Below are 21,282 nucleotides of genomic sequence, written 5' to 3'. Positions count from 1 at the left end.
ATTACTCTCATCGCATCAAATTATCAATCCAGCCAGAACGATCAGAAGGCTGCTGAGCTGGGGCTGGCGCAGGCGCACCCGCAGGTGCTGAGGGCGCAGGCGCAACAGGTTCGACTGGCGTGGGTGGCGCACAATAACTGGTTTGCTGCGGTTGTGTACCCTTAATAAACGGGGTACGTATCGCTTTACCGCAGGCCGGATTAAACCGCAGCCCGGTAGACTGGTCAACATCAACCCAGACCAAACGCGAAGAACTCGCGACCTGAAGTGGTTTGGTCGGTAACACTTTGAATAAATCTGACCACACTTTCAGTGCACCCGTACCGCCAGTCATATTGGTGGGTTTATTGTCATCACGCCCCACCCAGACCGTCACCACATGCTGCCCGGAAAAACCGGCAAACCAGCTATCTTTCTTGTCGTTGGTTGTGCCGGTTTTACCCGCTACCTTTTTCCACCCCGGCAAGGTTGATGCAAGTTCTTTGGCTGTCCCCTCTATCGTGACCCGATGCAGGGCATAGGCTAATAAATCTGCTGCTTCAGGGCTGGCGACCTGTTTGACCGTCAACGGGTAGCGGGTCAATACTTGCCCACGCGGATTCATCACGCTACGAATCGCTTTCAAAGGCGAATACGAACCGCCCGATGCCAGCGTTTGGTACATTTGCTGCACATCAATGGGTGCCATCTCCAGCGCTCCCAGCAAAATCGAAGGGTAAGCGGGAATCTCACCAGGAATACCCAAATCATGCAACGTTTGTATAACATTATCCAGCCCAACACCAACGCCTACCCGCACGGCGGGGGTATTGCGGGACAGTGTGATGGCTTTCAACAAGGTCACTGCACCCATACTGGAATTGTCGTAATTTTTCGGCTGCCAGAATTTCTTCGCGCCCAACTTCACTGTCACCGGGCCGTCGCTGAGGCGGGTTGCCAAATTGTATTTTTGGGGATTTGCCAACGCTGCTAAATAAATGGCGGGCTTGACCAGTGAGCCTATCTGACGTTGCGCCGTCAACGCACGGTTATAACCGGCATAGCGCACATCGCGGCTGCCCACCAAGGCCATTACTTCACCACCTTGCACGCTGCTAATGATCAATGCACCATTCAGCTTACCCTTGGGAATGCGTTCAGCACGTTCCAAACGCCCGACCCGGTTTTGCAGGATCGTTTCTGCGGTCAACTGCACAATCGGATCCATCGCCGTAAAAATCATCAATCCTTGGCTACGCACATCTTCTTCTTTGTAATCACGCTGCAATTGCTGACGTACCAAATCCAAGTAAGCTGGGAAGGGGCTGTTGCCGGACGGTTTTTTCTCACTAACCCCCAATGGCTGCTCTAAGGCCTCCGCATACACTTCCGGGGTAATCGCCTTTTCGTTAAGCATTACCTGCAACACCAAATTACGCCGGGTTAACGCTCGGTCAGGATGCAAGCGTGGGTCGTAATAGCCAGCCCCTTTCGCCAGACCAATCAACAGCGCCACTTGGTCGGGCTTCAACTCCCAGATGGGGCGATTGAAATAAAATTGTGCTGCCAAACCAAACCCGTGGATAGCGCGGTCGCCATCCTGCCCCAAATGAATTTCATTCAGGTAGGCCTCCATAATATCTTGCTTGGTGTAACGCATTTCCAGCAGGAAAGCCATCGTGGCTTCTTTCAGTTTGCGGTTCCAACTACGCTCATTGGTCAGGTAGAAGTTTTTCACCAACTGTTGCGTCAGGGTACTGCCACCTTGCACGGTATGACCTGCTTTAAGGTTAGCCACCAATGCCCGCCCAATCGCCATCGGGTTAACGCCTTGGTGCTCGTAAAACTTCTTATCTTCAACCGCCACCAAGCCCGCAAGGAGTAACGGCGGTACATCCTGCTGGCGCACCAATACGCGGTCTTCATTCTGACGCGGGTAGAAATTACCAATCAATACCGGCTCTAAACGCATTAAATCCAGAGGGTTTTTACCATCCGTATAACCCAACGTTGCCACTTTGCCATTGGCAACACTCACTTTAATGCTACGTGCAGGCTCTTTATCATCTGCAAACTGGAAGCCACGGGTATTGATAACAAATTTACTGCCCTGGCGTTGGTATTGCCCGGTTTCAATAGGCTTCTCAACTGAACGGTAATTTAGCAACTTCAGCTCTTGCTCAAGATGGTCGGCGAAGAGCTGTTGCCCTTCATATAAATCCAGTGGACGCGCAAATACCCGTGCAGGCAATTCCCAGCGCCTGCCCTCGAACTGCTCGCGCACTTTATCATCCAGCTCCAAGGTATAGACGATACCTAGCAATAACCCTAAGACGATGGCAACCAATAACAAGATGCGGAAAACCCGCCCAAACAGACTGACGCTAAACCATAGCCCATTGAAGAAACGGCGTAATGCCGATTCCTGTTTTACTTCCTGACTCAAACTATTTTCCTGCTATGCTTATATTTTCGGGTCACATAGAGACATGGCATGTCCTTACACACATCCGACATTCTGTGGGAGGCGATGCGCAACCCCGCATTCTACCCCCATACAACGCACAATATACAAGTAATTCACACCCATATATCGACCATTTTCCTGACCGGCGAGTTCGCTTACAAAGTAAAAAAGCCAGTCAACTTCGGCTTCCTCGACTTTTCGCAACTGGCTGACAGACAGCATTTTTGTGAGGAGGAAATCCGCCTCAACCGGCGTTTAGCGCCACAAATTTACTTAGAAGTAGTGCCTATCCTGCAAATAGGCAACACCTACCAGCTAGGGTCAGCCGCCACACCCGCTGCCGCCATTAATGCTACCGTGGTTGAATATGCAGTCAAAATGCGGCAATTCGATCCCGCGCAACAATTAGATAGGCTATTAGCCGCCGAGCATTTGCCCATTGAATACATGGACGAAATTGCCACACGCCTAACCCAGTTTCATCAGCAAGCAGAATCTGCACCAACTGCCAGCGCATGGGGAACACCGGACAGCATCCTCGCACCGATGCAACAAAATTTCGCTATGCTGCGCCAACACCTGCATGACCTAGTAGTACTTCAACCAACGCTCATGACCCGCCTGAGTGTACTGGAAGCTTGGACACAACAGGAATACTCCCGCTGCCATACCAACTTACTGCAACGTCGGCAAAATGGGCATATCCGCGCCTGTCATGGCGATTTACATCTGGGGAATATAGCCCTGATTGACAGCAAAATCACTTTTTTCGACGGCATTGAATTCAACGAAGCGTTACGTTGGATTGACACTGCCAGCGACACAGCATTCCTCCTGATGGACTTGGAGGACCGGGGCAAACCATCTTGGGCTAACCGTCTGCTCAATGCTTGGCTAAGCGCCAGTGGTGATTATGATGCATTGCCAGTACTCAATTTTTACAAAGTGTATCGGGCAATGGTACGTGCCAAAGTTCACGCCCTGCGCCTCAGTCAAGTGGAAGATGAAGTCACCCGTGCGGAATGTTTACAACACTGCGTCAACTACTTGAACTTGGCAGCAAGCTACACCCAAGCGCGTCAAGCGGCTTTACTGATTACGCACGGCTTGAGTGGTTCGGGCAAGTCATGGGGCTGCCGCCCACTGGTGGAACAATGGGGTTACATCCAACTACGTTCGGATGTGGAACGCAAACGCCTCACCACCCTGCCTGCCGACAGTCTTTACAACCCTGCCATGAACGCCCGCACGTATGACCGACTCGCAACGCTGACAACCCTAGCACTACAGCACGATTATCCAGTAGTGGTGGATGCCACGTTCCTAGATATTGCACAACGCCAGCGTTTCCAAACATTAGCACAGCAATTGCACGTAAGATTTTTAATCTTGCATTTCAGCGGCACACCCGCACAATTGCAAGCCAATATCACGCAACGCCAATACATCGGCACTGATGCCTCCGATGCCGATCTTGCGGTGTTGCAACAACAATTAACCCACTACAAACCATTGCAGGATAATGAACCTTGTGTAACAGTTCGTTGCAATGAAAGTTTACCGTTAGCCAAGCTTCAAGCGCTGCTTGATTGCCCAGAAAAACATGGAGTCGAAAATGCACCTTAATCCCCTGTCACTTTGCCTAATGACTGCGCTCTCCCTTAGCATCAGCGGCCTGGCTCACGCCGACACCAAATTGACCTACACAGACACGGGCTTTGCCCCGCAAGAACGCCAAACCGTGATTCAAATTAACGGTGACAAAGTGCGCATGGGTGAAGTCGGCAGTGACGTTTACTCGCTGTATGATGACAGCAAAAAAATGCTGTACACCATCAACACCAAAACCAAACAATTCATCGAAACCAACCCGGACAAAATCCGCACCCGCATGACCAAAGTGGTCGAGATGCAAAACCAGTTCAAGGAAGAAATGAAAAAGCAAATGGCTTCCATGCCGGAAGACCAGCGTAAAGCCCTTGAAGAACGCATCCAGCAAAGCGAAGCGGCCATGAAAGCCCCACCGCCCGCCATCAAGATGGAACCAACCGAGCGCAAAGAAACCATTCAAGGCATGGAGTGCAAGATTTCCACCGTCAACATTGATGACAAAGCCGTGCGTGATGTGTGCATTGCCAGCGCTGCAAGCATGGATGCTGCCGACCACAAAATGCTCGTCACCATGTTTGAATACATGGATAGCATTGCGGTCGAATCCGCCAAAGCTCAAGGCATGACCCCGCCTTCCGAAGGCTCCGCCAGTTTACACCGTGACGGTTTAGCCTTGCGTATCCAAGCCCTACCCGAAGGTCCGCGTAGTGAGTTGAGTGGCTTGGCAAAAGATGCTTTGGCAGATGCGGACTTCAGTGTTCCCGCTGATTTCAGCGTGTTTGAACCGGCTAATGCACCACCACCGACAGCAGCGCCTGCGCCAGCACCGGCTGCATCCACACCTGCACCTGCTGCGGCTCCCGCACCGGCTCCTGCGCCTACACCTGCTGCAAAGTAACGTCCAATATGGCGCATATTAGTCGCTGTGCATTAGTGCCTTACAGCCCTGCACAAATGTACCAACTGGTCGACGATATCAACCTCTACCCGCAGTTCCTGCCTTGGTGTAGGACAGCGGTGGAGCATCAGCGTGATACCGATCAAGTCAAAGCCAGTATCGAAATTGCCAAAGGTGCAGTGAACAAACGCTTCACGACGCTCAACCGCCTGCAAAAGGACAAAATCATTGAAATGCGCCTGATTGACGGCCCGTTTCAACATTTGCACGGTTTTTGGCGTTTTGATGAACTCAAAGCCGGGGCATGTAAGGTGTCGCTGGATCTGGATTTCGAGTTTTCCAACAAGATTTTGAGCCTCGTGGTTGGTCCAGTATTTAACCAAGTCGCCAACACCTTGGTCGATTCGTTTGTCGAAAGAGCGAAAAAAGTTTATGGCAAACCCTGATACCCTCACCATCGAAGTGGTTTACCCCCTACCCCATGAGCAATTACTCATGAAAGCGCAGGTGTCGGATGGCAGCACTATCCGTGACGGCATCCAAGCCTCTGGCATTCTGAAACATTACCCCGAATTGAATCTTGATACCTTGGAAGCGGGCATTTTCGGTAAACTTGCCAAGCTAGACACACCCTTGCGGGAACGGGATCGCATCGAAATTTACCGCCCCTTGATCGCCGACCCCAAAGCGGTGCGCAAACAACGTGCCGCTGAAGGTAAAGTCATGAAAAAAGGTGAAAGCTAATGCACGGCATGGTTCCCCCCGATCCTTCGGGTCAAGGTATATCCCAAGCTGCTTACGCCACGGTGTACATGCCCAAATTCAAAACCAGCCGCAACCGCTTTCCGGCAAGTTGCATCACGGTGTATGCCACCCCACAGGAAGCGCTTGAGGCTGCCCGTGACGATGCCAAACGCTTCGCCGCCATCGTACAAGGCCCTTCCAAATCATCAGAAGGGCAATATATTTTTTATTTACGGCAATGGTTATAAGCGTATTATTTGGCTTTAACGTTAACCGGCACGACTTCATTGCGAATATCGCGTACTGCCCCATTCTGGAAAAATACCGTGACACTGCTACGTTGTACGGTGCCATCCGGTGATTTCAGGTAAAACACATAATCCCAACGGTCTTTGTGGAAATCATCCACCAAAAGTGGTGTCCCCAAGGTAGCCTGTACTTGCGCCGCACTCATGCCCGGCTGTACCAACGCCAACTCTTCGCGGGTAATGTAATTACCCTGCTGAATTTCCATTTTGTAAGAAGTACAGCCGCCCAATAACAGAACGGCAGAAAGGGTGAGTGAAATGATAGGCTTTATCATGTTAGTCTTGCATCGTCCAAAGTAAACATGGGCATCATAATAGACTATTCAGGATGGAGAGTGCAGAGTGGAAGAGAAGGATATTAAACGTGCTGGTTTGAAAATCACACAGCCACGAGTCAAAATTCTCGATTTATTAAGCAATTCACACGAACATCACCTCAGTGCCGAAGACATTTACAAATCGTTGCTAGGAAATGGTGAAGAAATTGGGCTTGCTACCGTTTATCGAGTGCTTACCCAATTTGAAGCCGCTGGCTTGGTCAACCGCCACCATTTTGAAGGCGGGCAAGCGGTATTTGAACTCGCTACCGAAGAGCATCACGACCACATGGTGTGCATGAAAACCGGCAAGGTTATTGAGTTTTACGACGAAATCATTGAGCAACGTCAACGCGAGCTGGCAAAACAACACAATTTCCGCATTAAGGATCATTCCTTGATTCTCTACGGCGAATTTATCAACGAAACGGACAAAAGCGCGTGAAAACCGCGTGAATGTTTTGCATTTGGCTGGCAGGCGGGTATAATCTCGCGCTTTACTCAATTGTGGATTTGAGACAGATTTGTATGCCTAGTGTAAAAGTACGTGATACCGAGCCTTTTGAAGTTGCTCTGCGCCGTTTCAAGCGCACCTGTGAAAAAGCTGGCGTTGTAGCTGACGTTCGCGCCCGTGAATTCTATGAAAAGCCTACCTCTGTACGCAAGCGTATGCGTGCTGCGGCGGTGAAGCGCAACCTGAAGCGCATTTCCCGTGACCTCAACCGTCGCGTGCGTATGTACTGATTATGAGCCTCAAGGCACAAATCACTGAAGACATGAAAACCGCCATGCGTGCGCATGAAAAGGCGCAACTTGGCGTGATTCGTCTGATTCTCGCGGCGATTAAGCAGCAAGAAGTCGATACGCGCATCGAAATGGACGATACCGCCGTGCTGGTGGTGTTGGACAAAATGACCAAACAGCGCCGCGAATCCATCCGCCAATACAGCGATGCAGGCCGCACCGATTTGGTCGCTCAGGAAGAATATGAACTGGGTATTATCCAGACCTACCTTCCACAACCCCTCAGTGCCGCCGAATTGGATGACCTCATCCAGCAAGCGATGGCTGAAACGGGCGCAGTATCGGTACGCGACATGGGCAAAGTCATGACATGGCTAAAACCCAAAGCGCAAGGCCGTACTGACATGGGACAAGTGAGCGGACTGATCAAAGCCCGTCTCGGCGGCTAAAACCCGCCAATCTTCTACGCATTTAGTTCAGGGGTGTCGATATGACCGATCTTAAAAACGACCGTTTTTTACGTGCACTCCTGAAACAGCCAGTCGATACCACGCCCATTTGGATTATGCGTCAAGCCGGGCGTTATTTGCCTGAATACCGTGCTACCCGCGCCCGCGCTGGCAGCTTCATGGATTTGTGCAAAAATGCCGACCTTGCTTGCGAAGTTACCCTGCAACCGCTAGAACGTTACGCGCTGGATGCGGCAATCCTGTTTTCCGACATCCTCACCATTCCCGATGCAATGGGCTTAGGCTTGTACTTCTCGGAAGGCGAAGGTCCGCGTTTCACTAACCCTGTGCAAAGCATGGCGGATATAGAGAAGATCGGCATTCCCGACCCCGAAGGCGAATTGCAGTACGTGATGAATGCCGTGCGCACCATCCGCCGCGAACTCGACGGGCGTGTTCCCCTGATCGGTTTCACCGGCAGCCCGTGGACGCTTGCCACGTACATGGTGGAAGGCAGTTCCAGCAAGGAATTCGCCAAGGTGAAGGGCATGTTGTACGACAACCCCAAAGCTCTGCACCTGCTGTTGGATAAACTCGCTGACAGCATTATCCTCTACCTGAATGCGCAAATTGCAGCCGGTGCGCAAGCGGCGATGATCTTTGATACCTGGGGCGGTTCACTGACACCCGCCACTTACCGTGAATTCTCCCTGCGTTACATGCAGAAAATCGTCGATGGCGTGACCCGTGAAAATGACGGTCGCAAAGTTCCTGTCATCCTCTTCACCAAAGGCGGGGCGCAATGGCTCGAACCGATGGCAGATACGGGTTGCGATGGTTTGGGGCTGGATTGGACGATTAATATTGCCGACGCTCGCGCCCGTGTGGGTGACAGAGTTGCGTTGCAAGGCAATATGGATCCTTGTGTGCTGTATGCGTCACCGGAGGTAATTCGTCAGCAAGTCGCTGATATTTTGGCGAGTTACGGGCAAGGGTCTGGGCATGTGTTTAATCTGGGGCATGGGATTCACCAGCATATCAACCCAGAAAATGTCGGCGTATTGGTGGATGCCGTGCATGAGCTGGGTAAGCAGTATCACGCTTGAGCTGTGTCCTCCCTCCGGTCTGCGTATTCTGCCAGCATTTTCTGGAAAATAATCCTGAGCGAGAATGCCAAGCCTTTGCTGAAATACCAGCAGCCATTATGGATGGCAAATGCGACCACACCGAACCTTACCCCGGCGACGGCGGCTACCGTTTCCAGTTGATTCCTGAAGAATTAGAAACGTTTTTAGAACTGAACGACATTCGGCGGGAATTCAAGCTACCCGCCTTCCGACTGCCTTAAAGCGCATCCAAGCCGCGAGCCAAATCACGTTGAATATCCCGCACACTTTCCAACCCTACGGATACCCGCAATAAACCGGCAGCAATCCCCGCTTGAGCCTTTTGCTCAGGGCTTAAGCGCCCATGCGTCGTGGTCGCAGGGTGCGTAATCGTGGTTTTGGCATCCCCCAGATTCGCGGTAATCGAGAGCATTTGAGTCGCGTCTACCACTTGCCAAGCGGCTTCCTGCCCACCTTTCACGATAAAGGAAACAATACCGCCGAAACCGCTTTGCTGCTGTTGCGCCAGCGCGTGTTGAGGGTGCGATGCCAACCCCGGATAATGCACCCGCTCAATCGCCGGATGTGTTTCCAACCATTGCGCCAGTTGCATGGCATTCTCGCAATGCGCCTTCATCCGCAGCGACAATGTTTCCAAACCCTTCAGGAAAATCCACGCATTAAACGGACTCATGGTCATGCCACCATTGCGCAACACCCCGTAGACATCCTTACCGACACGTTCTTTATCACCGACTACAGCACCGCCTAGCGCCCGCCCCTGACCATCCAAATACTTGGTGGCGGAATGCACCACAATATCCGCCCCCAAATCCAACGGGCGTTGCAAAGCCGGGGTACAGAAACAGTTATCGACCACCAGTAAGCTACCGTGACGGTGAGCTAAATCGGCTAATTCACGAATATCCACAATTTCGGTTAACGGATTAGCCGGTGTTTCCACGAACAATAAGCGCGTATTCGGTTGCAACGCCGCTTCCCAAGCGCTCATATCGGTCAATTCGACAAAGCTAAAGGTCACTCCGAATTTGCCGATAATATTTTGCAGCAATAGCGTAGTCGTTCCGAAAACAGCGCGGGAACACACCACATGATCCCCCGCTTTCAGCAAGCCCAACATCACCGCCAAAATCGCCGACATCCCCGATGCGGTAGCCACACAGCTCTCCCCGCCTTCTAACGCGGCGAGACGTTCCTGAAAATAACGCACGGTCGGGTTAGTAAACCGTGCATAGATATTCCCCGGCTTAGTCCCAGCAAACCGCGCTGCCGCTTCCGCTGCACTGCCAAACACAAAGCTGGAGGTTGGGAAAATGGCTTCCGAATGCTCGCCTTCGTTGGTGCGCACATGACCAGCACGGACTGCCAGCGTTTCAAAATCCCACTCGTTATGGTTCAACGCTTATCCCTCGCGTTTCTGAGTAATCACCACCAAGGTATCTTCATCCACGCGGTTGAACAAGTCGATCACATCGGCATTGCGCATCCGAATGCAGCCGTGCGAAGCCGGATTCCCCAGCCTGCCTTCTTCGTCCGTACCGTGAATGTAAATATAGCGGTCATACGAATCCACATTACCGCCTTTATTCACACCCGGCTCTAAGCCATCCAACCACAGAATACGAGTGGTGACATTATCAGCGGTACTGCGCTCATCCGCACCAAGCAGAATTTGCGCAACACGCCCAGTATTTTGCCGTGCTTTGAAGATGGTTCCCAACGGCGCACCATCACCGAATTTTTTTGCCACCCGATGCACACCTAACGGGGTTTGCTGACTCCCTTTGGCACTCCCCAAACCGTTAGTGGCAGTGGAAATCACCCACTCATTCACCGCCTGCCCGTTTTCCACTAAGATCAGCGTTTGTGCGGTGGCGTCCACCACCAATACCTGTGCGGTTGAATAGCTCGGAAAATCCTGTGCCAACTTAGCGAGCAGTGCAGTAAAGCGTTCATCACTGGCGGGTACTGCCTCCGCTGCCGACACGGGCAAAGGTGGCAAATGTAAGGGAGTCACATTTGGCTCTGCCATCAATGCCCCGCTGCTAATCGCTGTTGCAAATATCAATGGCAGCCATATTTTTTTCGCGTTTTGTTTGTTGTTCGTCATTCCGTAAAGCCTCTAATTCAGCAAAATAGTCACCGTTTTCTCCGGTGGCATAATGCCCGGTGAATACCGAGCAATCGAAAGCCTTCAAGCGCGGATTGCCCTTACTCACTGCTGCAATCAAATCGGGCAAGGGCAAATAGATCAAGCGATCCACGCCGATGGCTTGCGCCACCTCCTCTTCGGTACGCCCATGCGCAATAAGTTCCTTCGCCGCTGGCATATCAATGCCGTAAATATTCGGGAATTTGATCGGTGGTGAAGCCGAAGCAAAATACACTTTTTTCGCACCCGCATCGCGTGCCATCTGCACAATTTCACCGGAAGTCGTGCCGCGCACAATGGAATCATCCACCAGCATGACATTTTTCCCCTTGAATTCTAACGCCAAGGAGTTGAGTTTTTGACGCACCGATTTTTTACGCTTCTCCTGCCCCGGCATAATAAAGGTGCGCCCAATGTAACGGTTTTTGATAAAGCCTTCGCGGTACGGCACACCGAGGGTATACGCCATTTCCAACGCAGAGGTACGGCTGGTATCAGGAATCGGAATCACCACGTCAATGTCATTATCCGGCCATTCACGCATCACGTATTCCGCCATTTTGCGCCCCATACGCATCCGCGCTTTATGCACAAACACATTGTCAATAATCGAGTCGGGTCGGGCAAAATATACGTATTCAAAAATACAGGTGTTGTAGCTGGGATTCTTGGCACACTGACGAGTGAATACCTGACCATCGGGGCGAATGAAAATGGCTTCACCCGGCTCAATATCGCGCACCAAGCGGTAGCCTTGCACATCCAATGCCACGCTTTCGGAAGCCAGCATAAATTCTTTGCCATGCGGCGTTTCACGCACGCCGTACACTAAGGGGCGGATCCCATTCGGGTCACGGAAACCTACCAAACCATCGCGGGTCAACATCGCCACCACTGCATACGCACCTTTGCAACGCCGATGCACCCCTTCCACCGCCGCAAAAATATCTTCCGGCATTACATGCAACGCATCTTGACCCAGCAATTCCTGCGCAAACACGTTTAGAAGGATTTCAGAATCGGATTCGGTATTGATCTGGCGGCGATCTTGCCGGTACAGCTCTTTTTTCAGTACATGCGCATTGGTCAGGTTGCCATTGTGTGCTAAGGAAATACCATAAGGGCTATTCACATAAAATGGCTGAGCCTCCGCCGAAGACGATGAACCCGCCGTTGGGTAACGCACATGCCCTATGCCCATATTGCCTTGCAGCATCGCCATGTGACGTTCATTGAAAACGTCTTTCACCAAACCGTTGTCACGGCGCAGGTACAATTTTCTGCCATCACTGGTCACAATCCCTGCGGCATCCTGTCCACGGTGTTGTAAAACCGTCAGACCATCATAAAGTGCCTGATTGACAGGTTCATGACCGATAATCCCGATAATTCCGCACATACCAACCCTTCCGGTGAAACGAAAACGTCATATTCTAACCCCGTCAAAACAAAACAGCCATGCACGATTAAGTGCATGGCTGTTTGATTCATCCGCTATTCTTGCCAACCTTAGGGTTTGTTGGAAAAAATACCGGGAAGTTCTTCCGGGAGCTTATTGGGGATCATTTCCTTCAGCATAATTGCGTTGTGTTGAAACCACGGCATCAGCCGCGACTCTTTCCACCAATTTGCTTCGGAATATTTTCCCACCGCACTAAATAGCAGTACCAACAGGGTGACAATCAAACCACCCCGCAAAATACCAAATGCACCACCCAACAGATAATCAACCCCTCCCAAGCCGACAGAAGACACCGCCGCGCTCAGCAAATGGTTGATAATCGAACCAACTATCAACACACCGAGGAAAATAACAATAAACGCTATCACCACTTGTCCCAGTTTGCCCTGCCCCTCAAAAGGCACATGCACCGCTAATTGCTCATAGTACAAAAAGGCAAACCCTAAAGCCGCAACCCACGTTATCAGGGAAAAGGCTTCCCTGACAAACCCGCGAATCAGCCCAATAACTGCTGACAGGACAATCAGGACAATAATGCTTATATCCAGAATATCTGCTGTCATGGATTACTTGCTACTAGTCACGAAACTGCCTTGAATGGCTTGGTTTTGTTTGTAACGCGATTTCATCTTCGCTTGAGAGGCTTCAGCCCCAGCGCGGTCAGCAAAACCCGTGACACTAACGCGATAAACCGTCTTGCCACCGACATTGACCGATGCAACTGAGACATTGTGACCATCGGCTTTAAGAGGTGCAGCAGCGGCATCCGCTTTCGCCTTATCAGAGCTGGCCAAGACTTGGATAGAGAAGCTACCTGCACCACCAGCCGCATTGCCTGCTGCTGCACCACCACCGGCTAAAGCAACAGATTTGGCAGCAGCGGCTTTCTCGGCAGCAGCTTTATCAGCGGCAACTTTGGCAGCGGCGGCTTTATCAGCAGCAGCCTTGGCAGCCTTATCGGCTGCGGCTTTGGCAGCAGCCGCTTTCTCTTCCGCCGCCTTTTTAGCAGCAGCCTGTGCGGCACTAGCTTCTGAAGCAGCTCTAGGCACTGGCTTTTCATTAACTAACACAACTTTCGAGCTAGGCTTTTTCTCTTCAGGTTCAGCAGCCGGAGCCGCTGGCTTATCTTTCTGAGAGGCGGAAGGAGCCGCTGCTTGGTTATTTTTAGTATCAGCCGCCGCAGGTGCTTTAGCATCAACGACTGGTGCAGCCGCCGGTTGTCCAGCAGCAGGAGCGCCGCCAGCCGCCTGAGAAGTACTGGCTTTTGCATCGCCAGTTCCCATGCTACCCGTACCATCTTTTACTTTACCATCGGTATCAACCAAATCACGTACTTCACCACCAGCACCGGGGCGCACATCAAAACCAGTGGTATTAGGAACAGTCTCCGGTAATTTGACATCAACACCCGGAATCAGGTTAGCGCCACCGGCTTGCTGGGTAGTGCCTGCGGCTTGTTGCGTGACATCAATGCCAGCACCTTGCGCTGCACCTTGTTGCTGGGCTGCCGCATTCGGGTCATCACCGACGATTGTGGGTTTCTGATCAGCACCACCAACCCCAGGGAAGCCTAAAATAGGCTTGGTTTCAGCCGCCTGATTCATTGCCAGATCTTGCTGACCATCACGGTTTTTGCCTTTCAGCAACCATGCCAACAGCAATGCGGCAACGAGTACCAGCACGACTGCGCCAATCATTCGTTTGGTTGTAGCCTTGTTATCCATTTAATTCACTGCTCCTTTAAAATTCATGACACTCAAAAACTATTGACTGGCGCTGTTTAGTGACGCTTATACCTTCAGCTCCATCGGGGGAACGATTATCTCCAGCACACCGGATACTACCAGAAAAGAGCCGAATGCCACTACTCTGTCGTGTTTTTTTGTCAGTAAACTCACGGCATCCCACGCGGTTTGAAAATCCGCGTGCGTGCAAATCGGCGCACTTACCCCATGCTCCCGCATGAACCGCGATAACGCATCCTGACTGAGCGCACGCTTGCTAGGCAAGGCAACCAGATGCCATGCATCCACGTGCTCAGCCATAACATCCAGCACTCCGGCAATATCCTTATCAGCAAGTATAGAAAAAATTGCAAATGTTTTGCCAGTTACTGAATTTTTTTTCAACCATCCCGCTAATTCAGTCGCCGCATGGGGATTATGCGCCACATCAAGGATAACTTCCGGCTCTGCCCGGATCCGCTGCATCCGCCCCATTAAGCTCACACTGCCCAAACCTTCAGCAATCACCGTTGCAGTGATGGGCAATTTATCCGCTAATTGTTGTAAGGCAGTGACAACAACAGCCGCATTTTGGCGTTGCACATCACCCACTAATGCAGGTTGTGGCACATGCTCTGCGTTGAAATCCTTCCCGTATTGCAATAAATGTGCACCAATACGCGCGGCTTCACTGGCAATGCTGGCAGGGGGCTGCGGGTCGCCGCAAACCACCGGTCTGCCTGCTCGCATAATGCCGGACTTTTCGTAGCCGATGGCTTCACGGGTATCACCTAGCCATTCCACGTGATCAATGCCAATGCTGGTGATAATCGCGACATCCGCATCCCACAAATTACACGCATCCAAACGCCCGCCCAGCCCGACTTCCAACACAATCACGTCAACCTTGGCTTGCAAGAAGCACCACACCGCTGCCAGTGTGCCAAACTCAAAGTAAGTCAGATCAATGTCATCACGCGCCTTATCAATGGCAGCGAAAGCGGCACAAATATCCGCATTCCTCACCGGCACGCCATTCACAGCAATGCGTTCGTTGTAGCGCAATAAATGCGGGGAAGTGTACGTGCCAACGTTATAGCCTTGCAGCAGCAAAATCCGCGTCAACATGGCGCAGGTAGAACCCTTGCCATTCGTCCCCCCCACGGTAATCAGCGGCACGGGCACAGACAGCAAACCCATGCGCCCAGCGACGCAACGAATCCGCTCCAATCCCAGCTTGATTTCGGTCAGGAATTGCGTTTCCTGCCAACGCAACCAATCATCGAGCGTCTTCAAGCCGCATCCAATGCCGTGCTATTCAGCGGGCAGGTCTTGTGTTGCATAATCGACACCAAATCAGCAATGGTTGCACGCATGTCACGGCGATGCACGATCATGTCAATCGCGCCTTTTTCTTGCAGAAATTCACTGCGCTGGAACCCTTCTGGCAGCTTTTCGCGCACGGTTTGTTCAATGACACGCGGCCCCGCAAACCCGATCAAGGCTTTCGGCTCACCAATGTGAATATCACCTAACATCGCAAAACTTGCCGACACCCCGCCCATCGTCGGGTCAGTCAATACCGAAATGAATGGCACACCTTTGTCGCTCAAGCGCGTCAACACCGCACTGGTTTTGGACATTTGCATCAAGGAAAACAGTGCTTCCTGCATCCGCGCCCCGCCACTCGCTGCAAAGCAAATGTAAGGTATCTTGTTCGCCATTGCCGCTTCTGCACCACGCACAAAACGTTCGCCTACTACCGACCCCATCGAGCCGCCCATGAAACGGAAATCGAACGCTGCCGCCACTAATGGCACACCCAACACCGTGCCTTTCATCACGATCAGCGCGTCTTTCTCACCGGTTTCTTTCTGAGCGGCAACCAAACGGTCTTTGTACTTTTTAGTGTCGCGGAATTTCAGCATATCCGTCGGCGCAACATTCGCGCCGATTTCCTCACGCCCTGCCGCATCCAGAAACACCTCCAAACGCCGCCGCCCGGATAAACGCATGTGGTGATTGCACTTGGGGCAAACGTCCAGATTGCGTTCCAATTCCGCCCGGTATAACACCGCTTGGCAGGCAGGGCATTGATGCCACAAGCCTTCAGGAATGGATTTCTTTTCGGTATTGGTCGCGTCGGTACGGATGCGTGATGGTAGACGCAGTTTTTCAAACCAGCTCATGTATTCTGTTTACCCCTAGGTTCAAGCATCCAACGCGGTACGCATGGAAGCCAGCAAGTCACTGATGTTATCCATAATAGCAGCATGGTCATTCGGTGTCGCTTCGATCTGCTTGATCACCGCGCTGCCTACTACCACGGCATCGGCTGTTTTTGCCACAGCCGCTGCGGTTGCTGCATCTTTAATACCGAAACCTACGCCTAATGGCAGGTCAGTATGCTGGCGAATTTTGGCGATATGCTCGGCGACTTGCCCGACATCCAATGTGCTTGCGCCCGTCACACCCTTCAGCGAAACGTAATAGATGAAGCCGCCTCCTGCTTCCGCCACTGTCGCAATGCGGCGTTCTGGTGTAGTCGGTGACAATAGGAAAATCGGGTCGATGCCATGTTCGCGGAACAACGGTAATACGCCCATGCCCTCTTCCGGCGGCAAGTCTACTGTCAGCGCACCGTCAACGCCTGCTGCTTCCGCCGCTTTGGCAAATTCGGCGTAACCCATGATTTCAATCGGATTCAAATAGCCCATTAGCACCACGGGCGTGGTGGCATCGGTTTGGCGGAATTCTGCCACCATGCCGAGGATGTCGTGCAGGCTGGTATTGTGTTTCAGGGCGCGTTCGTGCGCTTGCTGGATCGTTGGGCCATCCGCCATTGGGTCGGAAAACGGCACACCGAGTTCGATGATATTTGCACCGGCTGCCACCATGCGGTGCATCAACGGTACAGTGATCGACGGGTGTGGATCGCCCGCCGTCACGTAAGGAATCAATGCGGTTTTGCCCTGTGCTTTGAGGGCGGCGAAACAAGCGGCGATGCGACTCATAGCGTAATGCCCTCCAGCCGTGCAATGGTGTTGATGTCTTTGTCGCCACGCCCGGAGAGGTTGACGATAATGCTTTGGTCTTTAGACATAGTAGGCGCAAGTTTCATCGCGTAAGCCAGTGCGTGGCTGCTTTCCAGCGCGGGGATAATGCCTTCGATGCGGGTTAAGGCATGGAAACCTTGCATCGCTTCCGCATCTGTCACCGCTACGTAATTGGCGCGACCGATGTCTTTCAACCAAGCGTGTTCGGGGCCGACACCGGGGTAGTCTAAACCGGCAGAAATCGAATGGGTTTCAATGATTTGCCCGTTGGTATCTTCCATTAAATAGGTGCGGTTGCCGTGCAATACGCCCGGTTTGCCTGCGCACAAAGGGGCAGCGTGTTTGCCGGTTGCAATGCCGTCGCCGCCTGCTTCCACGCCGTAAATGGCAACGGATTCATCCGCGAGGAAGGGGTGAAACAAGCCGATGGCGTTAGAGCCGCCACCGACGCAAGCGACTAACGCATCGGGCAAACGCCCTTCCTGCTCCAGAATTTGCTCACGCGCTTCACGCCCGATCACGGATTGGAAATCGCGTACCATTGCGGGGTATGGGTGGGGGCCTGCGACCGTGCCAATGATATAGAAGGTGTCATCGACGTTCGTTACCCAGTCACGCATCGCTTCGTTGAGTGCGTCTTTGAGGGTTGTTGAGCCGGAGGTGACGGGGACGACAGTTGCGCCCAGCAATTTCATGCGGAACACATTGGGGGCTTGGCGTTGCACATCTTCTGCACCCATGTAAACGATGCATTCCAACCCTAAACGCGCCGCGATGGTAGCAGAGGCAACACCGTGTTGACCTGCGCCGGTTTCAGCGATAATGCGCGTCTTGCCCATGAATTTGGCGAGCAGGGCTTGACCAATGGTGTTGTTGATTTTGTGTGCGCCGGTGTGGTTGAGGTCTTCGCGCTTAAGGTAGATTTTTGCGCCGCCGAGTTCGCGTGTCCAGCGTTCCGCCAGATACAAAGGGCTGGGGCGACCGACATAGTATTTGAGGTCGCGGTCGAATTCGGCTTGAAAGGCTGGGTCGTTTTTGAGCTTTTCGTAGGCTTGTTCGAGTTCGTAGATGGGTTCCATCAGCGTTTCTGCGACGAAACGCCCGCCGTATGCGCCAAAATGCCCGGCTTTATCCGGCATGGCGTTCCAGTTGTATTCGCTGAATTTCACGTTACCGCGCTCCTACGTAGACGATCGTAAAAACGCGGTAAGTTAGCATAAGTGGTAAAACCTAGCTATGTTACAATCGAGCTATCTGAACAGGAGAAACGCCCATGAACTGGCAAGAAGTCTGTAATCATCCTGACCTGCAAAATTTGCCATTCAAACTTGAACTCAACGAATACGGGCAAATCGTCATGTCACCCGCCAAGGTTTACCACTCTATCTTGCAGGGTGAAATCGCCGCCTTGCTAAAAAGCCTGCGTCAAGAAGGCAAAGTCTTGACCGAATGCGCCATTTACACGCACAAGGGGACGAAAGTCGCGGATGTCGCGTGGGCATCCCCTGAGATATTCACCCGCATTAAGCTGGAAACGGAATGCTCTGTTGCGCCGGAAGTTTGCGTTGAAATCCTCTCTTCTGCTAATACCGGTCGCGAAATGGAAGATAAAATCATGCTGTATTTTTCACGTGGCGCAAAAGAGGTATGGCTGTGCGATGCAGCAGGTAATATGACGTTTCATATTCCGGCGGAAGTGGTAGAACGGTCGGTGTTGTTTCCAACGTTTCCGCAGCAGGTGGAATATTGATGTTCCGATAGTTCCAGATGTTACAAATTTCTGCGTAGGCGTAGTTATGTTATCCTCAGCTTTTAGCTAACTGCGAGAAACACCATGTTACGCAAACTAAGCATCCCCGTCTTACTTACCACGTTTGCCCTGCTGTTATGGGCGGGAACCGTCACTGCGGCTGATGCTTACGTAGCGGAGAAAGCTGAGAAGATCACGGTTGGTACGGGCGTCAGAGTACGCGCTACGCCTTCTACCAGTGCAGCCGAAACGGGCAAACTCCCGCTGGGGACAAATTTCACCTCTACCCAACGCACGGCTGCCAAAGTCACAGTCGGCAGCCAGTCTGACTATTGGTATCGGCTGGATGCACCACTCAAGGGCTGGGTATTCGGCGGCTTATTGCGAAACTTTGACCCTGCCAAAGCCGACACTGCCCGTCTTGCCCTAATACGCGACAAACTCGGTGCAGCAGACAAACTATACGATAGCTACGAACACCAATCCCCCCTCAGTTTTGCCGATGCGGTGGAAGTCAGCCAGTTTGCCAACCGCGCCGCAGCCACCAGCAAAACCCCTGAAACACAAGGTGAGTTGAAATTAGCCTACTGGCGGGCTGTGCAAATTTCGCTATTCAAAATCCCAATGGAGGGAGCCACTGAAGCCACTTATGCCGCATGGTTAAAACAGCTCGGCAAGCAAGTATTTTATACGGAGCCAAGCGCTGAATACCTCGTCAACCCCGATAATTATTGGGAACTTGCCGACCGCCACAAGCGGGATACCATCGGTGATGCCATTGCTTGGCAAGCCGCTAATGCGTTTATCGGCGGTGAATGTGAGGGTTTCATCAGTTGCCTGTCAGGGCGCAGCCTGATGATGGAGGGCGAATACCTGAAGCGTTACCCCAAGGGCAAGCACGTCGAAAGCGCCTTACAACAGGCGAACCAGAGTCTGGCATACATCAGGCAGGAATGGAAAAACCAAGCGGATGAAAGTACTGACGTGGATTTGAAAGCATGGCAAAGCATTCTCGCGCCGTTAGCAGATTCCAAAGCCGCCAAAGAAGCCCGCCAACACCTGAAGGCGTTGCAGGCATTACGCAAATAAGCGGCTTGTTTTATTTGCTCAACGCACGATTGCCTTCGCAATCACCTGAATCGGCAGGAACATCGGCAATGGCTCAGGTCTGCTACCCAATTCGCCGCCAACACAGACTAATGGCTCAAACCCCAGCTTGGTATAGAAAGCAACGGCTGTGGGTTTAGCATCCACCACCACACCCACGCATCCCACTTGATCACGCAATTGCAAAGCGAGTTCTAGCATAGCTTTCAATAACAGTTTGCCGATGCCTTGGTGCTGAAAATGCTGATCAACCGCGAGACGGGCAATCCGTAAAATGGGCAGGGGGTAATCGGGAAGGCGTTTGCGCACGACATTCGCCAGTTGTTCGGCAGTAATTTCACCGCTACTGACCGTGGCGAACCCGGCGATTTGTGCGGCACATTCGGCGATGTAGCTAGAGCCAACGTAATGCCGGAACTGGTTTTGCCCTGCGAAACGCTGGAAAAAACGATCCAATTCAATATCGCCACTGCAAAAGTGGGAACGGTCATCGTGGCTTTCCAGCCGTCGAACTTGCACGACTAAGGCATCTGGCATCTCACGCCCCCGCCATCAACGCACGCAACGCTGGGGTTGGCTCTTCAGCAGATTCCAGCCGATCCGCCAGTTGTAACATACTCGTTTCGGTGATAATGAGACGGGCGGGAATGATTACATCCTCCGGTATTTCACGCAGGGCTTGCAAAAAATGTTGCAGGGCACTCTCAATCATGAATGCTTTGGTCACACCTCGGCGTTTGACGTAGGATTCGATTTGTCCTTTAGTCTCTTCGGAAATGTAGGCGGAAATTTGGGTGGTGGCTGTCGCTGTCATGGTTTTATCCTCTACAGATTTGTAGAAATCTCGTGAGGATTCTAGTCTTAAACGGGGATTTTTACAATCTGGCGAAAAAGACGTAATATAGAAACCATTGGTAACTAATGGTGACGATATGGCAGTCAGCGTAAAACAATTCAATGCACTGCGTTTAAAGACGTGCGGCTACCGCTTTGACCGCGAGGATGCCAATGCCCGCTGATATGTCTCACTCGTCACCCCATGCATCACGGATTTCCTGCACGGTCTGTTCAAGGTGCTGAGGGTTTCCTACGGGGTAATCGTTGTAGTCATCAGCAGCCAGCCATGCCCTAACTCCCTGCGCACTGCCTTTATCAGTTTGCCAGATCGAAATCAGGTTGGTGGCATTGGGTGGCTCATCCTGCCGTCTGAGCATTTCCAACATTTTCAGATAATTGGCGAAAGGGATAACCACCGCCTGCTTGCTGCCGCGCTCATCGACGATGAATTGCTCGTTTAACTGCATGTGCATGGTGTGAACCTTTCAGTGAATACGTGCTTTGATTCTGGCATAGCAACCCAGCGCCTGCAATCACGCAGCAGAACATC

The 21,282-nt window shown here is 52.1% G+C and carries 26 protein-coding genes; 12 read left to right on the top strand and 14 right to left on the bottom strand.

Annotation, left to right across the window (positions count from 1 at the left end):
• Nucleotides 1-7: 7 nt before the first annotated feature.
• Entirely contained in the window at nucleotides 8-2,425 is a 2,418-nt protein-coding gene (gene mrcB / locus L2Y54_RS10880; RefSeq protein WP_236501919.1) for a penicillin-binding protein 1B, read from the bottom strand.
• Nucleotides 2,426-2,473: 48 nt separating this feature from the next.
• On the opposite strand from mrcB, the gene L2Y54_RS10875 reads away from it, so the two are divergent.
• From L2Y54_RS10875 to L2Y54_RS10855, 5 genes are read left to right on the top strand one after another with little or no spacing between them, the layout of a single operon-like run.
• On the top strand, nucleotides 2,474-4,072 hold the full coding sequence (locus tag L2Y54_RS10875) for a bifunctional aminoglycoside phosphotransferase/ATP-binding protein (RefSeq protein ID WP_236501918.1): 1,599 nt from the start codon (nucleotides 2,474-2,476) through the stop codon (nucleotides 4,070-4,072).
• Entirely contained in the window at nucleotides 4,062-4,955 is an 894-nt protein-coding gene (locus tag L2Y54_RS10870) for a hypothetical protein (RefSeq protein WP_236501916.1), read from the top strand. The genes L2Y54_RS10875 and L2Y54_RS10870 overlap by 11 nt, the downstream gene beginning before the upstream one ends.
• 8 nt (nucleotides 4,956-4,963) lie before the next feature.
• Nucleotides 4,964-5,401, top strand: a complete 438-nt coding sequence (locus L2Y54_RS10865) for a type II toxin-antitoxin system RatA family toxin (protein ID WP_236501915.1) — start codon at nucleotides 4,964-4,966, stop codon at nucleotides 5,399-5,401.
• Nucleotides 5,388-5,699 (top strand): RnfH family protein, encoded by a 312-nt coding sequence (locus L2Y54_RS10860; protein ID WP_236501914.1) that lies wholly within the window; start codon nucleotides 5,388-5,390, stop codon nucleotides 5,697-5,699. Before L2Y54_RS10865 ends, L2Y54_RS10860 begins: the two co-directional genes overlap by 14 nt.
• On the top strand, nucleotides 5,699-5,947 hold the full coding sequence (locus L2Y54_RS10855; protein WP_236501913.1) for a hypothetical protein: 249 nt from the start codon (nucleotides 5,699-5,701) through the stop codon (nucleotides 5,945-5,947). The genes L2Y54_RS10860 and L2Y54_RS10855 overlap by 1 nt, the downstream gene beginning before the upstream one ends.
• 5 nt (nucleotides 5,948-5,952) lie before the next feature.
• Here L2Y54_RS10855 and L2Y54_RS10850 read toward each other — a convergent pair whose 3' ends face one another.
• Nucleotides 5,953-6,282: an outer membrane protein assembly factor BamE gene (locus L2Y54_RS10850; RefSeq protein ID WP_236501912.1), complete on the bottom strand. Its 330-nt coding sequence runs from the start codon at nucleotides 6,280-6,282 to the stop codon at nucleotides 5,953-5,955.
• A 67-nt stretch (nucleotides 6,283-6,349) separates the two neighbouring features.
• Between L2Y54_RS10850 and fur the strand changes: the two genes are divergently transcribed.
• From fur to L2Y54_RS10825, 5 genes are all read left to right on the top strand, one after another.
• Entirely contained in the window at nucleotides 6,350-6,769 is a 420-nt protein-coding gene (gene fur / locus L2Y54_RS10845) for a ferric iron uptake transcriptional regulator (RefSeq protein ID WP_236501911.1), read from the top strand.
• Between the two features lie 83 nt (nucleotides 6,770-6,852).
• The gene (gene rpsU / locus L2Y54_RS10840; RefSeq protein ID WP_202718058.1) at nucleotides 6,853-7,068 is read left to right on the top strand and encodes a 30S ribosomal protein S21; all 216 of its coding nucleotides are present in this window, start codon (nucleotides 6,853-6,855) and stop codon (nucleotides 7,066-7,068) included.
• Between the two features lie 2 nt (nucleotides 7,069-7,070).
• The gene (locus tag L2Y54_RS10835) at nucleotides 7,071-7,517 is read left to right on the top strand and encodes a GatB/YqeY domain-containing protein (RefSeq protein WP_236501910.1); all 447 of its coding nucleotides are present in this window, start codon (nucleotides 7,071-7,073) and stop codon (nucleotides 7,515-7,517) included.
• Between the two features lie 41 nt (nucleotides 7,518-7,558).
• A complete protein-coding gene (gene hemE, locus L2Y54_RS10830; protein ID WP_236501909.1) occupies nucleotides 7,559-8,623 on the top strand; it encodes a uroporphyrinogen decarboxylase in 1,065 nt (354 codons plus the stop codon).
• Complete coding sequence (locus L2Y54_RS10825; RefSeq protein WP_236501908.1) at nucleotides 8,620-8,865, top strand: hypothetical protein; 246 nt, start codon at nucleotides 8,620-8,622, stop codon at nucleotides 8,863-8,865. Before hemE ends, L2Y54_RS10825 begins: the two co-directional genes overlap by 4 nt.
• On the opposite strand, the gene L2Y54_RS10820 is transcribed toward L2Y54_RS10825, so the two are convergent.
• From L2Y54_RS10820 to trpB, 9 genes are all read right to left on the bottom strand, one after another.
• A complete protein-coding gene (locus tag L2Y54_RS10820; RefSeq protein ID WP_236501907.1) occupies nucleotides 8,862-10,043 on the bottom strand; it encodes an O-succinylhomoserine sulfhydrylase in 1,182 nt (393 codons plus the stop codon). The two genes, L2Y54_RS10825 and L2Y54_RS10820, sit on opposite strands and share 4 nt — an antisense overlap.
• A gap of 3 nt (nucleotides 10,044-10,046) precedes the next feature.
• Entirely contained in the window at nucleotides 10,047-10,676 is a 630-nt protein-coding gene (locus tag L2Y54_RS10815; RefSeq protein ID WP_236501906.1) for a L,D-transpeptidase, read from the bottom strand.
• 13 nt (nucleotides 10,677-10,689) lie between these two features.
• Nucleotides 10,690-12,195: an amidophosphoribosyltransferase gene (purF, locus tag L2Y54_RS10810; protein ID WP_236501905.1), complete on the bottom strand. Its 1,506-nt coding sequence runs from the start codon at nucleotides 12,193-12,195 to the stop codon at nucleotides 10,690-10,692.
• Nucleotides 12,196-12,305: 110 nt separating this feature from the next.
• The gene (locus L2Y54_RS10805; protein WP_236501904.1) at nucleotides 12,306-12,821 is read right to left on the bottom strand and encodes a CvpA family protein; all 516 of its coding nucleotides are present in this window, start codon (nucleotides 12,819-12,821) and stop codon (nucleotides 12,306-12,308) included.
• Nucleotides 12,822-12,824: 3 nt separating this feature from the next.
• Nucleotides 12,825-13,982 (bottom strand): SPOR domain-containing protein, encoded by a 1,158-nt coding sequence (locus tag L2Y54_RS10800; RefSeq protein WP_236501903.1) that lies wholly within the window; start codon nucleotides 13,980-13,982, stop codon nucleotides 12,825-12,827.
• Between the two features lie 66 nt (nucleotides 13,983-14,048).
• On the bottom strand, nucleotides 14,049-15,278 hold the full coding sequence (folC, locus tag L2Y54_RS10795) for a bifunctional tetrahydrofolate synthase/dihydrofolate synthase (RefSeq protein WP_236501902.1): 1,230 nt from the start codon (nucleotides 15,276-15,278) through the stop codon (nucleotides 14,049-14,051).
• A complete protein-coding gene (gene accD / locus L2Y54_RS10790; RefSeq protein WP_236501901.1) occupies nucleotides 15,275-16,171 on the bottom strand; it encodes an acetyl-CoA carboxylase, carboxyltransferase subunit beta in 897 nt (298 codons plus the stop codon). The genes folC and accD overlap by 4 nt, the downstream gene beginning before the upstream one ends.
• A gap of 21 nt (nucleotides 16,172-16,192) precedes the next feature.
• On the bottom strand, nucleotides 16,193-16,996 hold the full coding sequence (trpA, locus tag L2Y54_RS10785) for a tryptophan synthase subunit alpha (protein ID WP_236501900.1): 804 nt from the start codon (nucleotides 16,994-16,996) through the stop codon (nucleotides 16,193-16,195).
• Nucleotides 16,993-18,177 (bottom strand): tryptophan synthase subunit beta, encoded by a 1,185-nt coding sequence (gene trpB, locus L2Y54_RS10780; protein ID WP_236502025.1) that lies wholly within the window; start codon nucleotides 18,175-18,177, stop codon nucleotides 16,993-16,995. Before trpB ends, trpA begins: the two co-directional genes overlap by 4 nt.
• 134 nt (nucleotides 18,178-18,311) lie before the next feature.
• On the opposite strand from trpB, the gene L2Y54_RS10775 reads away from it, so the two are divergent.
• Nucleotides 18,312-18,788, top strand: coding sequence for a Uma2 family endonuclease (locus tag L2Y54_RS10775; protein ID WP_236501898.1), 477 nt, complete (start codon nucleotides 18,312-18,314; stop codon nucleotides 18,786-18,788).
• An 84-nt stretch (nucleotides 18,789-18,872) separates the two neighbouring features.
• Complete coding sequence (locus L2Y54_RS10770; protein WP_236501897.1) at nucleotides 18,873-19,877, top strand: SH3 domain-containing protein; 1,005 nt, start codon at nucleotides 18,873-18,875, stop codon at nucleotides 19,875-19,877.
• An 18-nt stretch (nucleotides 19,878-19,895) separates the two neighbouring features.
• Here the strand turns inward: L2Y54_RS10770 and L2Y54_RS10765 are convergent, their stop codons facing one another.
• From L2Y54_RS10765 to L2Y54_RS10755, 3 genes are all read right to left on the bottom strand, one after another.
• Nucleotides 19,896-20,432: a GNAT family N-acetyltransferase gene (locus L2Y54_RS10765; protein ID WP_236501896.1), complete on the bottom strand. Its 537-nt coding sequence runs from the start codon at nucleotides 20,430-20,432 to the stop codon at nucleotides 19,896-19,898.
• Nucleotide 20,433: 1 nt separating this feature from the next.
• Nucleotides 20,434-20,709, bottom strand: coding sequence for a hypothetical protein (locus L2Y54_RS10760; protein WP_236501895.1), 276 nt, complete (start codon nucleotides 20,707-20,709; stop codon nucleotides 20,434-20,436).
• 211 nt (nucleotides 20,710-20,920) lie between these two features.
• Entirely contained in the window at nucleotides 20,921-21,205 is a 285-nt protein-coding gene (locus L2Y54_RS10755) for a hypothetical protein (protein ID WP_236501894.1), read from the bottom strand.
• Nucleotides 21,206-21,282 lie beyond the last annotated feature (77 nt).

Origin of the sequence: Thiothrix winogradskyi (assembly GCF_021650935.1) — a bacterium.
GTDB lineage: Bacteria > Pseudomonadota > Gammaproteobacteria > Thiotrichales > Thiotrichaceae > Thiothrix > Thiothrix winogradskyi.
This window is presented reverse-complemented; position numbering and strand designations above follow the sequence as displayed.

What these genes read in the sequence shown, in the direction of transcription:
- L2Y54_RS10875 (WP_236501918.1), top strand. Translation starts at nt 2,474, where the DNA reads ATGTCCTTACACACATCCGACATTCTGTGGGAGGCGATGCGCAACCCC.
- L2Y54_RS10870 (WP_236501916.1), top strand. Translation starts at nt 4,062, where the DNA reads ATGCACCTTAATCCCCTGTCACTTTGCCTAATGACTGCGCTCTCCCTT.
- L2Y54_RS10865 (WP_236501915.1), top strand. Translation starts at nt 4,964, where the DNA reads ATGGCGCATATTAGTCGCTGTGCATTAGTGCCTTACAGCCCTGCACAA.
- L2Y54_RS10860 (WP_236501914.1), top strand. Translation starts at nt 5,388, where the DNA reads ATGGCAAACCCTGATACCCTCACCATCGAAGTGGTTTACCCCCTACCC.
- L2Y54_RS10855 (WP_236501913.1), top strand. Translation starts at nt 5,699, where the DNA reads ATGCACGGCATGGTTCCCCCCGATCCTTCGGGTCAAGGTATATCCCAA.
- L2Y54_RS10850 (WP_236501912.1), bottom strand. Translation starts at nt 6,282, where the DNA reads ATGATAAAGCCTATCATTTCACTCACCCTTTCTGCCGTTCTGTTATTG.
- rpsU (WP_202718058.1), top strand. Translation starts at nt 6,853, where the DNA reads ATGCCTAGTGTAAAAGTACGTGATACCGAGCCTTTTGAAGTTGCTCTG.
- L2Y54_RS10835 (WP_236501910.1), top strand. Translation starts at nt 7,071, where the DNA reads ATGAGCCTCAAGGCACAAATCACTGAAGACATGAAAACCGCCATGCGT.
- hemE (WP_236501909.1), top strand. Translation starts at nt 7,559, where the DNA reads ATGACCGATCTTAAAAACGACCGTTTTTTACGTGCACTCCTGAAACAG.
- L2Y54_RS10815 (WP_236501906.1), bottom strand. Translation starts at nt 10,676, where the DNA reads ATGGCAGAGCCAAATGTGACTCCCTTACATTTGCCACCTTTGCCCGTG.
- purF (WP_236501905.1), bottom strand. Translation starts at nt 12,195, where the DNA reads ATGTGCGGAATTATCGGGATTATCGGTCATGAACCTGTCAATCAGGCA.
- L2Y54_RS10805 (WP_236501904.1), bottom strand. Translation starts at nt 12,821, where the DNA reads ATGACAGCAGATATTCTGGATATAAGCATTATTGTCCTGATTGTCCTG.
- L2Y54_RS10800 (WP_236501903.1), bottom strand. Translation starts at nt 13,982, where the DNA reads ATGGATAACAAGGCTACAACCAAACGAATGATTGGCGCAGTCGTGCTG.
- accD (WP_236501901.1), bottom strand. Translation starts at nt 16,171, where the DNA reads ATGAGCTGGTTTGAAAAACTGCGTCTACCATCACGCATCCGTACCGAC.
- trpA (WP_236501900.1), bottom strand. Translation starts at nt 16,996, where the DNA reads ATGAGTCGCATCGCCGCTTGTTTCGCCGCCCTCAAAGCACAGGGCAAA.
- trpB (WP_236502025.1), bottom strand. Translation starts at nt 18,177, where the DNA reads ATGCCGGATAAAGCCGGGCATTTTGGCGCATACGGCGGGCGTTTCGTC.
- L2Y54_RS10775 (WP_236501898.1), top strand. Translation starts at nt 18,312, where the DNA reads ATGAACTGGCAAGAAGTCTGTAATCATCCTGACCTGCAAAATTTGCCA.
- L2Y54_RS10770 (WP_236501897.1), top strand. Translation starts at nt 18,873, where the DNA reads ATGTTACGCAAACTAAGCATCCCCGTCTTACTTACCACGTTTGCCCTG.
- L2Y54_RS10765 (WP_236501896.1), bottom strand. Translation starts at nt 20,432, where the DNA reads ATGCCAGATGCCTTAGTCGTGCAAGTTCGACGGCTGGAAAGCCACGAT.
- L2Y54_RS10760 (WP_236501895.1), bottom strand. Translation starts at nt 20,709, where the DNA reads ATGACAGCGACAGCCACCACCCAAATTTCCGCCTACATTTCCGAAGAG.
- L2Y54_RS10755 (WP_236501894.1), bottom strand. Translation starts at nt 21,205, where the DNA reads ATGCACATGCAGTTAAACGAGCAATTCATCGTCGATGAGCGCGGCAGC.